14 protein-coding genes are annotated in these 13,753 nt (G+C 72.8%); 6 read left to right on the top strand and 8 right to left on the bottom strand.

The window, feature by feature from the left end; genetic code table 11:
* Positions 1-16 precede the first annotated feature (16 nt).
* Positions 17-1,225 (bottom strand): pyridoxal phosphate-dependent aminotransferase, encoded by a 1,209-nt coding sequence (locus ACPT94_RS03070; protein ID WP_360330389.1) that lies wholly within the window; start codon positions 1,223-1,225, stop codon positions 17-19.
* Positions 1,226-1,306: 81 nt separating this feature from the next.
* Between ACPT94_RS03070 and ACPT94_RS03075 the strand changes: the two genes are divergently transcribed.
* Positions 1,307-1,939 carry a winged helix-turn-helix transcriptional regulator gene (locus ACPT94_RS03075; protein ID WP_425245026.1) on the top strand — a complete coding sequence of 211 codons (633 nt, stop codon included), beginning with the start codon at positions 1,307-1,309 and terminating at the stop codon, positions 1,937-1,939.
* 44 nt (positions 1,940-1,983) lie between these two features.
* Here ACPT94_RS03075 and ACPT94_RS03080 read toward each other — a convergent pair whose 3' ends face one another.
* Genes ACPT94_RS03080 through ACPT94_RS03090 form a run of 3 tightly spaced genes read right to left on the bottom strand, consistent with a single transcriptional unit; the run spans position 1,984 to position 5,640 of the window.
* Positions 1,984-2,787, bottom strand: coding sequence for a hypothetical protein (locus ACPT94_RS03080; protein ID WP_425245027.1), 804 nt, complete (start codon positions 2,785-2,787; stop codon positions 1,984-1,986).
* Positions 2,787-4,049, bottom strand: coding sequence for a VWA domain-containing protein (locus ACPT94_RS03085; protein WP_360330380.1), 1,263 nt, complete (start codon positions 4,047-4,049; stop codon positions 2,787-2,789). Before ACPT94_RS03085 ends, ACPT94_RS03080 begins: the two co-directional genes overlap by 1 nt.
* A gap of 49 nt (positions 4,050-4,098) precedes the next feature.
* Entirely contained in the window at positions 4,099-5,640 is a 1,542-nt protein-coding gene (locus ACPT94_RS03090; protein ID WP_425245028.1) for an IucA/IucC family protein, read from the bottom strand.
* Positions 5,641-5,732: 92 nt separating this feature from the next.
* Here ACPT94_RS03090 and ACPT94_RS03095 point away from each other — a divergent pair, with 92 nt between their 5' ends.
* Positions 5,733-7,268 (top strand): IucA/IucC family protein, encoded by a 1,536-nt coding sequence (locus ACPT94_RS03095; RefSeq protein WP_425245029.1) that lies wholly within the window; start codon positions 5,733-5,735, stop codon positions 7,266-7,268.
* A gap of 392 nt (positions 7,269-7,660) precedes the next feature.
* Here the strand turns inward: ACPT94_RS03095 and ACPT94_RS03100 are convergent, their stop codons facing one another.
* Entirely contained in the window at positions 7,661-8,368 is a 708-nt protein-coding gene (locus ACPT94_RS03100) for a DUF4142 domain-containing protein (protein WP_360330371.1), read from the bottom strand.
* 121 nt (positions 8,369-8,489) lie between these two features.
* A complete protein-coding gene (locus tag ACPT94_RS03105; protein ID WP_360330368.1) occupies positions 8,490-8,717 on the bottom strand; it encodes a hypothetical protein in 228 nt (75 codons plus the stop codon).
* A 73-nt stretch (positions 8,718-8,790) separates the two neighbouring features.
* Between ACPT94_RS03105 and ACPT94_RS03110 the strand changes: the two genes are divergently transcribed.
* The 3 genes from ACPT94_RS03110 to ACPT94_RS03120 all read left to right on the top strand — a co-directional run bounded on the left by ACPT94_RS03110 (position 8,791) and on the right by ACPT94_RS03120 (position 10,753).
* Entirely contained in the window at positions 8,791-9,327 is a 537-nt protein-coding gene (locus ACPT94_RS03110) for a MarR family winged helix-turn-helix transcriptional regulator (protein WP_360330365.1), read from the top strand.
* 218 nt (positions 9,328-9,545) lie between these two features.
* Positions 9,546-10,460 (top strand): HipA family kinase, encoded by a 915-nt coding sequence (locus tag ACPT94_RS03115; protein WP_360330362.1) that lies wholly within the window; start codon positions 9,546-9,548, stop codon positions 10,458-10,460.
* A gap of 17 nt (positions 10,461-10,477) precedes the next feature.
* On the top strand, positions 10,478-10,753 hold the full coding sequence (locus ACPT94_RS03120; RefSeq protein ID WP_425245071.1) for an Rdx family protein: 276 nt from the start codon (positions 10,478-10,480) through the stop codon (positions 10,751-10,753).
* Positions 10,754-10,756: 3 nt separating this feature from the next.
* On the opposite strand, the gene aceB is transcribed toward ACPT94_RS03120, so the two are convergent.
* Both aceB and ACPT94_RS03130 read right to left on the bottom strand, forming a co-directional pair.
* Positions 10,757-12,382 (bottom strand): malate synthase A, encoded by a 1,626-nt coding sequence (gene aceB / locus ACPT94_RS03125; protein WP_425245030.1) that lies wholly within the window; start codon positions 12,380-12,382, stop codon positions 10,757-10,759.
* A gap of 186 nt (positions 12,383-12,568) precedes the next feature.
* Positions 12,569-13,168: a nucleotidyltransferase family protein gene (locus ACPT94_RS03130; protein ID WP_360330353.1), complete on the bottom strand. Its 600-nt coding sequence runs from the start codon at positions 13,166-13,168 to the stop codon at positions 12,569-12,571.
* Between the two features lie 189 nt (positions 13,169-13,357).
* On the opposite strand from ACPT94_RS03130, the gene ACPT94_RS03135 reads away from it, so the two are divergent.
* A complete protein-coding gene (locus tag ACPT94_RS03135; protein ID WP_360330350.1) occupies positions 13,358-13,672 on the top strand; it encodes a DUF5955 family protein in 315 nt (104 codons plus the stop codon).
* Positions 13,673-13,753 lie beyond the last annotated feature (81 nt).

Genomic DNA, 13,753 nt, shown 5'->3' on the forward strand with positions numbered 1-13,753 from the left:
CTCAGGCTACGAGGGACTACTGCCGATACCCGCCGAGGAACCGCCCGATCCGTCCGATCGCCGCCTCCAGGTCCTCCGCGTACGGGAGGGTGAGGATGCGGAAGTGGTCGGGGGTGGGCCAGTTGAAGCCGGTGCCCTGGACCACCTGGATCTTCTCCCGGAGCAGGAGGTCCAGGACGAACTTCTCGTCGTCGTGGATCTTGTGCACCGCGGGGTCCAGACGCGGGAACGCGTACAGCGCGCCCTTCGGCTTCACGCACGACACGCCCGGGATCTCGTTGAGCTTCTCCCAGACGACGTCCCGCTGCTCGCGCAGTCGTCCGCCCGGTGCGGTCAGTTCGTGGATGGACTGGCGGCCGCCGAGCGCGGCCTGGATGGCGTACTGGGCGGGCGCGTTGGCGCACAGGCGCATGGAGGCCAGCATGGTGAGGCCCTCCAGGTAGTCCTTCGCGTGCTGCTTGGGGCCGGTGACGACCAGCCAGCCCGACCGGAAGCCCGCCACGCGGTACGTCTTCGACAGGCCGCAGAAGGTCAGGACCACCAGGTCCGGCGCGAGCGCGGCGGCGGAGTGGTGGACGGCGTCGTCGTAGAGGATCTGGTCGTAGATCTCGTCGGCGAAGACCATCAGGCCGTTGCGGCGGGCCAGGTCGAGGATGCCCTCGACGATCTCCTTCGGGTAGACGGCCCCCGTGGGGTTGTTCGGGTTGATGATCACGACCGCCTTCGTGCGGTCGGTGATCTTCGACGCCATGTCGTCCAGGTCCGGGTACCACTCGGCCTGTTCGTCGCAGAGGTAGTGGACCGCCTTGCCGCCGGCGAGCGTGGTGACGGCCGTCCAGAGGGGGAAGTCGGGGGCCGGGATCAGGATCTCGTCGCCGTCCTCCACCAGTGCCTGTACGGCCATGGAGACCAGCTCGGAGACGCCGTTGCCGAGGAAGACGTCGTCGACGTCGACCTCCAGGCCTCGGTTCTGGTAGCGCTGGGCGACCGCCCGGCGGGCGGAGAGGATGCCGCGTGAGTCCGTGTAGCCGTGCGCCTGCGGGAGCATCCGGATCATGTCCTGGAGGATCTCCTCCGGCGCCTCGAAGCCGAACAGCGCGGGGTTGCCGGTGTTCAGGCGCAGCACGCTGTGGCCCGCCTCCTCCAGTGCGTTGGCGTGCTCGATCACCGGGCCGCGGATCTCGTAACAGACCTCGCTGAGCTTGTTCGACTGCCGGAACTCCATGCGTCCCTCCGGTATCTGGTGTTGCTTGGTTTTACCAAGTTCCCGCTTGGAAAGTCCAATGACATGTCTAGACTGCGTCGCATGTCTCGTCGCCGAAGCTACGACCAGTACTGTTCCGCCGCCCGCGCGCTCGACGCCGTCGGCGACCGCTGGACCCTCCTGATCGTCCGGGAACTGCTCGCCGGCCCGCGCCGCTACACGGACCTGCACGCCGACCTGCCGGGCGTCAGCACGGACGTACTCGCCTCACGGCTGAAGGACATGGAGCGCGACGGGCTCCTCGGCCGACGCCGGCTGCCGCCGCCCGGCGCGGCCTACGTGTACGAACTCACCGCACGGGGACGGCAGTTGCTCCCCGTCCTCCAGGCGCTCGGGGCGTGGGGGCAGGCGGAGCTGGGGGAGCGGCGGCCCACCGACGCCGTGCGCGCCCACTGGTTCGCCCTGCCCCTGTTGCGCGCGCTGGAGGGGGAGGGCGGCGGACTCGTCGAAGTCCGTTTGGAGGAAGGGGACTTCCATCTGTTCGCCGGTGCGGTGGAGGGTCCCGTGTACGGCGACGGGCCCGCCCCCGGGGAGCCCGACGCGCGGCTCGTCCTGGACGCCGGCACCTGCACGGCCCTGGCGCAGGGGGAGGTGAGCCTCCGCGACGCGGTGCGCTCCGGGCGGATCGGCGTGAGCGGTGACGGCACGCTCGCCAAGGCGCTGCGGGAGGCATGAGAGAAGGCCCACCGCCACGATGCGGTGGGCCTTCCGAGAGGGTGTCAGGCGGTCGGCGGGACCCGTGAGGGGCGGCCCGAGCCGCGCGTCAGCGCGTACCCGCCGATCCCGGCGAGCGCGGCCAGCACACCGCCCACCGCCGTCCACACCCAGCGGTCCGACCACCATCCGGACGACCAGCCGTCGTCCGGCTCGATGCTGGACAGTACGGCCGAGCTCGACGCGTCGTCCTTCTCCGCCTCCGACTCGACCGCGACCCCCGGCACGAGCGGCTCGGCCAGCCGGCCGTCCACCGCCGCCGAACCGCCCATGTCCTTGGAGTCCACCCGCAGTTCGGCGTCGACCGGGAGACCGAGGTCGGCCGTCTTCAGGCCGACGACCGTCAGGCGGACGTAGTACGTGCCCGGCAGCGGGTCGTTCGCCCACGGCTCGGACCAGGCGCGGACCGTGCGCAGGACGCAGGCCAGCTCGAGGGAGGCGGCGCCCGGGGCGGCGGTACGCGTCTGGGCGCCGTACTGGCAGGCCTGGCGGCGGCGCAGGCCGTCGTACACGTCGATCTGCCAGGTCTGGCCGGTGTGCTCCTGCGGGAGCTTCACCTTCGCCTCGACGGTGGGACGCTGGCCGGCGTCGGCCGGGAACGACCAGTACAGGTAGTCGCCGGCGGAGCCGCTCGCCGTCGCCGTCCGGCCCTGGTCGACCTCCGTCGCCGTACGGAACGACGTACCCGCCTCGGTCGGCGCCGAGCTGTCCTCCGAGGGGCTCGCCGAGGGGGTGGAGTCGGCCGCGGCGGGGCCGGCCGCCAGGCCGAGCGCCAGCAGGGTCGCGCTCACCACGCGTGTGATCCGCATCAGTTGGTCCTCCAGACCGCGACACGCCAACGGGACAGCCAGCCCCAGAGCAGACCCGCGACGAAGCCGGTCAGCACCAGGGCGCCGAGCAGCCACCAGCCGCGGCCGAGACCGAAGGAGGCCACGTCGCTCGCCTGCGAGGGGCCGTCGACGACGTCCACGGTCAGCTCCAGCGGCATACCGGGCGTGGTCTTCACCCCGGCGGCCGCCGAGAAGGAGTTGGTCACCTGCAGGCACACGGTCTCGGCCGGTGCCTCGTCCTCGTCGCTCTCCGCCTTCGGGTAGCGCAGACCGGTCGAGATCACGTCCGTACGGCCGTTGCCCGCCGCCTCGCCGCGCACGATCTCCCGGTCGTGGACCGTGACCGCCCGCAGCAGCACCCCGTAGTCGGGGTTCATGGTCCGGTCCGCCGACACACTCACCGAGGCCCGCAGCTCCTGGCCCGGGTCGACGTCCACGCGGTACCAGCGCTCCTGGCCGAACTCCTCACGGTCGGTGTACAGACCCGACTTCAGCGTCGGCGCCTTCGCACAGGAGTCCGCGCCCTGGGTGGCGACCGGCGTCACCACGGGGTCCGCCGCCCGGTCCACCAACTGGTTGACGCGGTCGGCGAGTTCGTCGGTGTGCTCCACCGAGGTGTACGTACCGCCGGTGGCCTCGGCGATGCAGCTGAGCTGCTGGCGCATCTTGACGTTGGGCACCAGGCCGAGGGTGTCGATGGTCAGGCCGATGCCCTTGGCCGCGATCTCGCGGGCCACCTCGCACGGGTCGAGCGGTGCGCAGGTGTCCTCGCCGTCGCTGATCAGCACGATGCGCTTGGAGCCGGTGCCGCCCTCGAGGTCGTCGGCCGCCTTCAGCAGGGCGGGGCCGATCGGCGTCCAGCCGGTGGGGGACAGGGTGGCCACCGCCGTCTTGGCCTCGGTGCGGTCCAGCGGGCCGACCGGGTAGAGCTGCGCGGTGTCCTTGCAGCCCGTCTTCCGGTCGTCCCCCGGGTAGTTGGCGCCGAGGGTGCGGATGCCGAGAAGGACGTTCTCCGGGGTCGCGTCCAGCACCTCGTTGAACGCCTGCTTGGCCGCGGCCATCCGCGTCCCGCCGTCGATGTCCTTGGTCCGCATCGAGCCGCTGACGTCGAGGACCAGGTCGACCTTGGGCGCGAGGGCTGTGGTCTCGTCGGCGGCCGCCCCGGCCGGGAACGCGATCCCGGCCGCGAGCGCGGCGAGCAGGGCGCACACGCCCGCCGCCAGCCGTTGTGTTCTGATCATCGGCGGATCTTATTGATCAGAGGTGTCCGGCCACAAAACGACCTCGGGGCTACCGCGCCCGGAGCGGACCGGGCAGCTGCGCCCACTGGTCACCGGCCACCCCCGGCGACAGCCGCATCAGCGTCAACGCCTTCACCGGCAGCGGCTCCTCGCACAGCGCGGCGAGGTCCGCGGTGGGCGGCACCTCCCGCACGGCCGCCTCCAGAGCCGTCCCCAGGGCCTTTCCGCTTCCGGCGGTCGCCGCCAGCGCGCCCGCCACCAGCGAGCCGAACAGCTTGCGCCGCAGCGCCCGCACGTCGTCCGTGAGGATCCGCTCCGGCAGCTTCGGCAACTCCCGCAGCGGCAGACCGTGGTGGGCCAGCCGGGCCGGGCTGACGCGGATGTCGGCGAGGTCGCGGTAGACCAGCCGCAGCGGGACGCCCGACGCCGACAGCACGACCAGCAGGTTCTGCCCGTGCGCCTCCAGCGCGACGCCCAGCTCCAGCAGCCGCAGCCCGACGGTGAGCGTGAGGCGCGCGAAGTCCGCCAGCCAGGCGGCCGAGGCGGGCAGCTCGGTGGTGGCGAGGGCCGCCACCGGTACGACCCGCTCGCCCGGCCCGGCGTACACGGCCGGCGACTCGCGCAACACGGCGGCCAGGTCGGGGGAGTCGGCGGTCACCGCGCCCAACGTCCGCGTCATGTGGAGCAATCCCTCCGTGCGCGCCGCCAGCGTCTCCGCGAACGACGAGAGGGCCGCCGAGGAGACCACCGAGCCGATGGAGATGTCCCGCACGGAGGACGTCAGGCGGGCGCTCAACGCCGTCTTCACATGGGGTCCGTCCGGCACGGCGAGCGTGCGCAGCGACATCAGCGGATGCGCCGCGAGCCCCTCCTCACAGGTCCGCTTGAGCACATGCTGCGCCTGCCACGGATGCACGGGGATCAACAGCCGCTCCCCGTCCCGCAGTTCCCCCGGCCACTCACCCGCGACGAGACACTCCGCGCCCGGCACCGGAAGCAGCCCCAGCCGCACCGGGGGCGGCCGGTGCTCCGGCCCGTACGCGAGCTGCTCGGCGACCGAGAAGCCGGGCCGGGAACGGCAGTTGGGGTGGTACGGGTGCCCGTCGACGACCCGCTGCTCCCACTCCCAGTCCCGCGCGGGCCACCCCGTCGAGTGAGGGTCCTGGCCGGCCCGGGACAGGGCCAACGACGCGACGCTGTGGGCGAGTTCCGCGGCGAGGCCTGCGCCGTGCGGCACCGCCAGCTCCGTCATCAGCCGCGCGGGATCGTCGTACACCACCCCGCCGCCCGCCGTCCCCCCGCTCACCGCCTTGTCCAGGCGTACGGCGGTCACGTAGGCGGCGGTCGCGTACGGGTCGGCCGGCGGGCCGTGCAGGCGGCGGCCGTCGGAGAGGTGCAGCGCGAGGCCCTCCCGGCCCGGCTCGCGGCGCTCGATCCACGGCAGCGGCTCATGGGCGAGCGCCCGCCACAGCCGCGTCAGCACGGCCGCGCGGGCGCCGGGCAGCTCGGCCGCGAACCGTGGGCCGAGCGCGGGGCGCACGGCGGCGAGCTCGGCGGCCAGCTCGGCCTCGGCGGTGGGGGGACGGTGCACGGTCGGGCTCCTCGGGTACGAGTAGGGCGTCAGGGCGGGCCGCGACGCCAGCGATACTGATCGTCTCCGCCCGAAAGAACCGTAGGGAACGAGTGCAACGCGTGGACCTCATCCCCCCGCCCGCCGAGGCCGTGGCGCCCGCCGACCTCACCGCACGCGCAGGCGCCGACGGCCTCGCCGACGCCTACGCGGCCGCGCCGCTGCTGAACTGTCTGCTGCGGGAGGTGGCCGAGCCGCTGTCCGAGCACGGCGGACGGCTCGTGTACCGGCTGCCCTCCGGCCGCACGCTGCGGGTCCGCGGCACCCGGCGCCCCGCCGAGCCCGAGGTCCACGCGGCCGGCGCCTGGCACCGCCTGGACCACGCCGGCCTCGTCACCCTCGTCACGGCGGAGCTGCGCCGCCACACCGGCCTCGCCAACCACGAGCTGCCCGCCGAGATGCTCGACAGCAGGGACGCGGTGGCCGCCCTGCTCACCGCACGCGCGCGTGCCACGGCGCCCGACGACGCCTACCTGCGCTCCGAGCAGTCCCTCGTCACCGGCCACCCCCACCACCCCGCCCCCAAGGCACGCGGCGGCGGCCCGGTCGGCGCGTGGCTGCCGTACGCCCCCGAGGCGCACGCCCGCTTCCCGCTCGTCCTCCTCGGACTGCGCGAGGACCTGGTCGTCGAGGAGGGCGACACCCGGGCACTCGACGCGCTCGGCGAGGCCCCGCCCGGCTACCGGCTGCTGCCCGCCCACCCCTGGCAGCTCGACCTGGCACGCCGCGCCCTCGCGCCGGCCTTCGCCGACGGCCGCCTGGTCCGGCTCGGCACGACCGCGTTCGAGACCTGGCCGACCGCCGCCGTGCGCACGGTGTACGCGCCGGAGCGGGACCTGTTCCTGAAGTTCAGCCTCGACGTGCGCATCACCAACGACATCCGCCGGCTGTGGCGCCACGACCTGCTGAAACTCCGCCGGACCGACGCGGCCGTCACCCAGGCCTTCGCGGCGCTCGACGGCCGGGCGGCCTGGCTGAGCGACCGCGGCCACCGCACGGCCGCCTTCGCCTTCGAGGAACTGGCCGTCCTCGTCCGCGACGGGCTCGGCGAGCACGTCCTGCCCGGCGCGACCCCGTGGCTCGCCGCGGGCCTCGTGGAGGGAGCCCCGGACAGCCCCCTGGCCGGCGCGGCGGACCCGGCGGCCTGGTGGGAGGCGTACCTCGCCGTCGTCGTCCCCCCGGCGCTCACGGCCTTCGCCGACCACGGCGTCGTCCTCGAGGCCCACCTGCAGAACACGCTGGTCGCCGTCGACGCCGACGGCCTCCCCGCGCAGGCCCTCTTCCGGGACGCCGAGGGCGTCAAGCTGCTGCCGGACGTGTCCCGCGCCGCCGGCTGGGAGCGACTGGTGTACTGCCTGGTCGTCAACCACCTCACCGAGGTCGCCGCCGCCCTGGCCGAGCACCACCCGGGCCTGGACCCCTGGCCCGCCGCCCGCCGCGAGCTCGCCCGCCACGACCTCCCCGAGGTCCACGCCCTGCTCACCGCGCCCACCCTGCCCGGCAAGACCAACCTCCTGCTGCGCTGGACCGGCGCGGACGGCGCCGACGCCCGCTACCTGCCCCTTCCGAACCCCCTGGTCCGCACCTGATTCCCGGCCGGCCGGGGACTTCCCGGCTTCGGCGGGCCGGCGAACCCGGCTGACCGGGGTCGCCTCCCGGCATGGCGGACCGAGCGGTTGCTGCGTGTGGCCGGAGGACGCGGTGGCGCCGGCGGCTGTCGCCCGCGCGGCGGTCGGGGAAGGTCAGCCGACGGCCGGTGTGCCGCCCTGTGCCGCGTAACCGTGCCGGTGTCACTCCCGGGCGCGTGGCGGGTCACCGGCCGTCAGCCTGACCCCCGTTAATCATTGCACAGTGCAAAATAGGCGAGCCAGTGGTTTCGGGCTGCTCCTCCCAAGGCTTCGCCATGGCGGCGGCTCACCAGCCCTTCGCGCGGACGACGGGCAGCTCCGGGCGCGGCACGAAGGGCTGGTCGGCGTGGCTCCTACTTCGGGGCCACGGCCTTCTCGATCTCCTGGAAGGTCGAGGCGTCGACGAGGCCGGTGTCCTCGAGGACTTCCATGTGGTCCATGACCGTCTGGTTGGCCTGGCGGGCGTGCCGGCGGATGAGGTCGTTCTGCGTCGCGGCCCGGACCTCACCGATCGTCGCGAAGATCTTGCCGTGCGTGGAGCGCAGGATATTGGCGAAGAGCTTGTCGAACTCCTCGCCCTTGGCGGCCTCCAACTGCTTGACGAAGCCCTGCTGTTCCTCGGTGGCCTCGTTGGGGAGCTCGACGCCGAGGATCCTGGCGTCCTCGCGGACCAGCTGGTCGAGCTTGCTGTGACCGTCGATCAGGTGGTCTCCCGCGCGCTTGACGACCTCGTTGGAGCTGTTCGTCTGGGCCAGTCGTCCGGCTGGGATCTCCCAGAGTCCGGCCTGGCGCACCTTCACCAGGAACGTGCGGTCCACTTCCGTGACGGTCAGGGTGGCCGATCCGCTCTGGCCCGCGGCTGCCTGCCCCGCCGTGCCGGCGTCGACGGAATGCCCGCCGACGTGTTGGGCCTGACCGGCGGTCGTCTCACTGGCCGAGGCTTCGTCGCCCGTGGCCCGGACCGCGATGACGGCGGCGGCGATCACGGCGCACACGGCCGCGATGATCGCGACCGTCCGCGTCGAGGCCCTCGTCGGCACGGCGTGTCGGTTCGAATTCATGTGGTCTCCCGGTTCGGAGCAGAGAGCGGTTCCTCCATGTGGTGGGAGCGGACACCTGGTGCGGCCGGCACGGCACGCAGGAAGAGGTACGGCCCGGCGCTTGCGAATGTTCAAGGAACGGTCAAGTCGATGGTGCGCCGTGCTGCGGGACGCGCGCCTCGGCCGCATGGGCGGTGACGGCGTGACGGTGTGCGCGGAACTCGGATCGGGTGGCGGCGGTCGAGTCGGCCGGCAGCCGGGCCGTCGCCCGCCACCTCATGGCCGGCTGCGGGCCGGCGGCGGCCGGCCGCAGGAAGGGATGCCTCCGGGCCACCCTCACGACGACGACGCGGCGTTCCTGCTCCGACATCACGGCCACGGAGAGGGCGGATCCGTTCCCATCGGGTGACGGGGGACGCACTCCCGCACGGTAGAAAGGACGCATGCCGGAGCACCAAGCCCCCGTGGGGGTCACGGACGATGTCGATGCCGTCACCCGGGCGGTTCTGACCGCCTCGCGCCTGCTGGTGGCGGTCTCCGCCCGGTCGCTGACCGAGGTCGAGGAGCGGGTGACGCTGCCGCAGTTCCGGATGCTGGTGGTGTTGTCCACGCGGGGAGCCACCAAGCTGGTGGAGCTGGCCGACCTGCTTCAGGTGGCCCCTTCGACGGCGATGCGCATGGTGGACCGGCTGATCGCGGCCGGGCTCGCCGATCGGCAGACCAACCCCGACAACCGGCGCGAGACCTTCCTGCGGCTCACCGAGGAGGGACGGCGCACCGTCGAGGACGTCACCGCCCGGCGACGCGCCGAGATCGCGGCTGTCGTCGAGCGGCTCACCCCTCAGCAGCGGGGGGCGCTCATCGAGGCGCTCACCGCGTTCAACGAGGCCGGGGGCGAGCCTCTCGTCCCCGCGCTGAACGACTCGGAACCGCATCCACTGGGCTGGGCGTCGGACATCGCCGCGGCACCCGACGCCTGACGCGTCGCGCGGCCGCCCGCGCTGATTCCAGGCGGGTCTTCTGTGGCCGGAGCAAGAGGCGCGCCGCCTGGACGGACCGCTGGGGCGGCAGGGAGATCACCGGGCCGGTCGGGGCTCCCCGGTTCTCCTCGGGGCTGATCGTGGCAGACTCTCCGAGTCGAGCGAATCCGGGGGTCAGTCGTGGACCGCAGGGCCGAAGGGTGGGTGACCTGGAAAAAATGCTGAAGGAAGTCACCGCTGTCCGCTACGTCGCGCCCCTGCGCTCCGGCGGTTCCGTCCCCGGCGTCGTCGAGGCCGACGACCTGGGGACCTACGTCGTGAAGTTCACCGGGTCGGCGCAGGGCCGCAAGGCGCTGGTCGCGGAGATCGTCGTCGGTGAGCTGGCGCGGGCCCTGGGGCTGCGCTTCCCGGAGCTGGTCCTGGTCCACTTCGACCCGGCGATCGCCGACAGTGAGCCCCACCAGGAGGTGCGGGACCTGCACAGCGCCAGCGCGGGGGTCAACCTCGGCATGGACTACCTGCCGGGCGCCGAGGACTTCACCCCCGAGGTCGCCCAGGCCTTCCGCGTCGACTCCCTGGAGGCGGGCCGGATCGTCTGGCTCGACGCCCTCACCGTCAATGTGGACCGTACGGTCCACAGCTCCAACCTGATGGTCTGGCCGACGCTCGGCACCGTGCCCCCGCGCCTGTGGCTGATCGACCACGGCGCCGCGCTCGTCTTCCACCACCGCTGGGACGGCTCCGACCCCGCGAAGGCCTACGACTTCCGCCACCACGCCCTCGGCCACTACGCGCCCGACGTGCGCGCCGCCGACGCCGAGCTGGCGCCGAAGGTCACCGAGGAGCTGCTGCGGGAGATCGTCGCCGAGGTCCCGGACGCCTGGCTCGCGGACGAACCCGGCTTCGCGACCCCCGACGACGCCCGGACGGCGTACGTGGACCACCTGCACGCGCGCGTGCAGGCCTCCGCGGCCTGGCTGCCCACCGACTTCCCCAGCCGGGAGGAGCTCGCCGCCGAGGAGGCCCTGCGCGCGGCGAGGACCCGGCGGGGACGGCCGAGCTGGCTCAAGCGGGTTCCCGACCTGCACGGCAAGCCGGCCGCGGAACAGGATTGGTCGGTGCACCTGGGATGACGGACCCCGCCGTGGACGTGGCCCACCGCGTCCAGATCGAGTACTGCACCCAGTGCCGCTGGCTGCCGCGCGCCGCCTGGCTCGCCCAGGAACTGCTGACGACCTTCGAGCAGGAGCTCGACGAACTGGCCCTCAAGCCCGGCAGGGGCGGGGTCTTCGTGGTCCGGGTGGACGGCGAGGTCGTCTGGGACCGTCGCGAGCAGGGCTTCCCGGAGCCGACGGCGGTCAAGCGGCTCGTACGCGACCGAGTGGCCCCGGGGAAGTCCCTGGGCCACTCGGACAGGCCCGCGTGAGCGTCAGCCCTTGAGCCGCTCGTACGCCGGCAGGGTGAGGAAGTCCGCGTAGTCCTCGTCGAGGGAGACCTGGAGCAGCAGGTCGTGGGCCTGCTGCCAGTGCCCGGCCGCGAAGGCGTCCTCGCCGATCTCCGCCCGGACGGCGGCGAGTTCCTCGGCGGCGACCTTGCGGGCCAGCTCGGGGGTGGCCTTCTCGCCGTTCTCGAACTCGACGCCGGCGTTGATCCACTGCCAGATCTGCGAGCGCGAGATCTCCGCGGTGGCCGCGTCCTCCATCAGGTTGAAGATGGCGACCGCGCCGAGCCCGCGCAGCCAGGCCTCGATGTAACGGATGCCGACCTGCACGGCGTTGACGAGCCCGGGGTACGTCGGCCTGGCGTCCAGCGAGTCGATCGCGATCAGGTCGGCCGCCTCGACGTGGACGTCCTCGCGCAGCCGGTCCTTCTGGTTCGGCCGGTCGCCGAGGACCTTGTCGAAGGACTCCATGGCGATCGGCACCAGGTCGGGGTGGGCGACCCAGGAGCCGTCGAAACCGTCGTTCGCCTCACGGTCCTTGTCGGCGCGGACCTTCTCGAAGGCGACCTTGTTGACCTCCGCGTCCCGGCGCGAGGGGATGAACGCCGCCATGCCGCCGATCGCGTGCGCGCCGCGCTTGTGGCAGGTGCGGACGAGGAGTTCGGTGTACGCCCGCATGAACGGGGCCGTCATCGTGACCGCGTTGCGGTCCGGCAGGACGAACCTGGCGCCGCCGTCACGGAAGTTCTTGACGATGGAGAACAGGTAGTCCCAGCGGCCCGCGTTCAACCCGGAGGCGTGGTCGCGGAGTTCGTAGAGGATCTCCTCCATCTCGTACGCGGCCGTGATCGTCTCGATGAGGACGGTGGCGCGGACGGTGCCCTGGGGGATGCCGACGTAGTCCTGCGCGAAGACGAACACGTCGTTCCAGAGGCGGGCCTCCAGGTGCGACTCGGTCTTCGGGAGGTAGAAGTACGGGCCCTTGCCGAGGTCGAGCAGGCGCTGGGCGTTGTGGAAGAAGTAGAGGCCGAAGTCGACGAAGGCGCCGGGGACCTGGCTGCCGTCCGCGTCGACGAGGTGACGCTCGTTCAGGTGCCAGCCGCGCGGCCGCATGACGACGGTCGCGAGCTCCTCGTTCGGCCGCAGGGCGTACGACTTGCCGGACCTCGCGTCGGTGAAGTCGATGTTCCGGGTGTAGGCGTCGGCGAGGTTGATCTGGCCGAGGACGACGTTCTCCCAGGTCGGCGCCGAGGCGTCCTCGAAGTCGGCGAGCCAGACCTTGGCGCCCGAGTTGAGGGCGTTGATGGTCATCTTGCGGTCGGTGGGGCCGGTGATCTCGACGCGGCGGTCGTCGAGGGCCGCGGGGGAGGGGGCCACCTTCCAGGAGTCGTCGGCGCGGATGGCGGCGGTCTCCGGGAGGAAGTCGAGGGTGGAGGTGCGGGCGATCTCGGCGCGGCACTCCGCGCGGCGGGCGAGGAGCTCGTCACGCCGGGGCGTGAACCGGCGGTGCAGCTCGGCCACGAAGGCGAGGGCCGCGTCGGTGAGGACCTCCTCCTGCCGGGGCAGGGGCTCGGCGTCGACGATGGCCAGCGGGGACGGCGCTGGTGCGGACATGAACTGTCACTTCCTTCAGCGAGCGAGGCACCGGGTGCCAGGAGACCCGGGTAGGGCGGAGAGCACTCGATGGCCGACCGAGCGCCTCTGGAAAGTGGATACTAGTTTCCTCATCGTGGAAGTTCAATGGTTTGTTGATCTCAAGATTCTCCGGGTCGAGCAGCCCGGCCCGGCGTGCCACGTGGTTCACTCCAGGCGGGCCAGGTCCTCGGCCGTGTCGATGTCGTAGGGCTCGGCCACGTCCCCGCACTCGACGAGCGTGATCGCCTCGCCGTGCGCCGTCAGGTAGGCACGTGCCCCCCGGTCGCCGGTCGCGGTCGCCGCGATGCCGGCCCAGTGCGCGGACCCGAACAGCACGGGGTGCCCGCGCGTCCCGGCGTAGGCGGCCGACACCAGCGACGACTCGCCCTCGTACGCGCCGAGCACCCGCCCGGCCGCCTCCGCCCCGATGCCCGGCTGGTCGACGAGCGAGACCAGTGCGGCCCGCGCCCCCGTCCCGGCGAGGGAATCGAGCCCGGCCCGCAGCGAGGACCCCATGCCCTGCTCCCACCGCGGGTTCACGACCAGCACGCACCCGTCGAGCCGCGCCCGCTCCCGTACGACGTCGGCGGCGGCCCCCAGGACCACGTGCACGCGCGCGCAGCCGGCCGCGCGCAGCACCTCCACCGCGTGCTCCACGAGCGGCCGCCCCCGGTGCGTCAACAACGCCTTGGGGCGCCCGCCGAGGCGCCGCCCCCCGCCCGCCGCGAGGAGCAGCCCGGCGACCTCGTGTTCCTTGTGCGTCATACGTTCTGCATACCTGACGCGGCGACGGCCGCGTGGTTTCGTCCGGCTGAATTTCCGTCCGCGCGGTGGCGAACCCGGTGCGGGGTGGCGTTTACTGACCCGCGTCTCCTGGTGTGCCTGACCAGCGCCATGGGGACGCACGCTGGGCACCACGAACTTGCGCACAGGGGCGTGCGAGGGGGGAGAGCTGTGTTGCGTAGCTTGGGGCAGAAGCCGGTGACGGGCAGCGACGAGGATCCGAGGGTGGCGGAACTGCGGACCGCGGTGTCCCGGCTGCGCCGTGAACTCGCCGCGCACCCGTCCGATTTCCCGGACCGGGTGATCGCCGAGGACGAACTCGCCGCCCTCGCCGCGATGGCGACCCACGGCGTTCCGGAGATCCCCCGCCTGCGCCGCTCCCTGCTGCTGATCGCAGGCGCGATCGGCTCGGTGAGCGCGCTGGCCCGGGGGTTGTCGGAGGTGCGGAACGCGGTGGAACTGTTCGGGGAGCCGCCGCGCCGCTGATCCGCCAGGGGGCTGCCGGCTGCCGACGGCCGCGGGTTCAGGTGTATCGACCCGCAGGGTTGTTCACACGGGTGATGGGTG

Source organism: Streptomyces aurantiaciflavus (genome assembly GCF_049808595.1).
Taxonomy (GTDB): domain Bacteria; phylum Actinomycetota; class Actinomycetes; order Streptomycetales; family Streptomycetaceae; genus Streptomyces.

Excerpts from the sequence above, each read along its gene's own strand:
- ACPT94_RS03075 (WP_425245026.1), top strand. The coding sequence starts at position 1,307 with ATGTCTCGTCGCCGAAGCTACGACCAGTACTGTTCCGCCGCCCGCGCG.
- ACPT94_RS03070 (WP_360330389.1), bottom strand. The coding sequence starts at position 1,225 with ATGGAGTTCCGGCAGTCGAACAAGCTCAGCGAGGTCTGTTACGAGATC.
- ACPT94_RS03085 (WP_360330380.1), bottom strand. The coding sequence starts at position 4,049 with ATGATCAGAACACAACGGCTGGCGGCGGGCGTGTGCGCCCTGCTCGCC.
- ACPT94_RS03080 (WP_425245027.1), bottom strand. The coding sequence starts at position 2,787 with ATGCGGATCACACGCGTGGTGAGCGCGACCCTGCTGGCGCTCGGCCTG.
- ACPT94_RS03115 (WP_360330362.1), top strand. The coding sequence starts at position 9,546 with ATGCTGAAGGAAGTCACCGCTGTCCGCTACGTCGCGCCCCTGCGCTCC.
- ACPT94_RS03130 (WP_360330353.1), bottom strand. The coding sequence starts at position 13,168 with ATGACGCACAAGGAACACGAGGTCGCCGGGCTGCTCCTCGCGGCGGGC.
- ACPT94_RS03105 (WP_360330368.1), bottom strand. The coding sequence starts at position 8,717 with ATGTCGGAGCAGGAACGCCGCGTCGTCGTCGTGAGGGTGGCCCGGAGG.
- ACPT94_RS03100 (WP_360330371.1), bottom strand. The coding sequence starts at position 8,368 with ATGAATTCGAACCGACACGCCGTGCCGACGAGGGCCTCGACGCGGACG.
- aceB (WP_425245030.1), bottom strand. The coding sequence starts at position 12,382 with ATGTCCGCACCAGCGCCGTCCCCGCTGGCCATCGTCGACGCCGAGCCC.
- ACPT94_RS03110 (WP_360330365.1), top strand. The coding sequence starts at position 8,791 with ATGCCGGAGCACCAAGCCCCCGTGGGGGTCACGGACGATGTCGATGCC.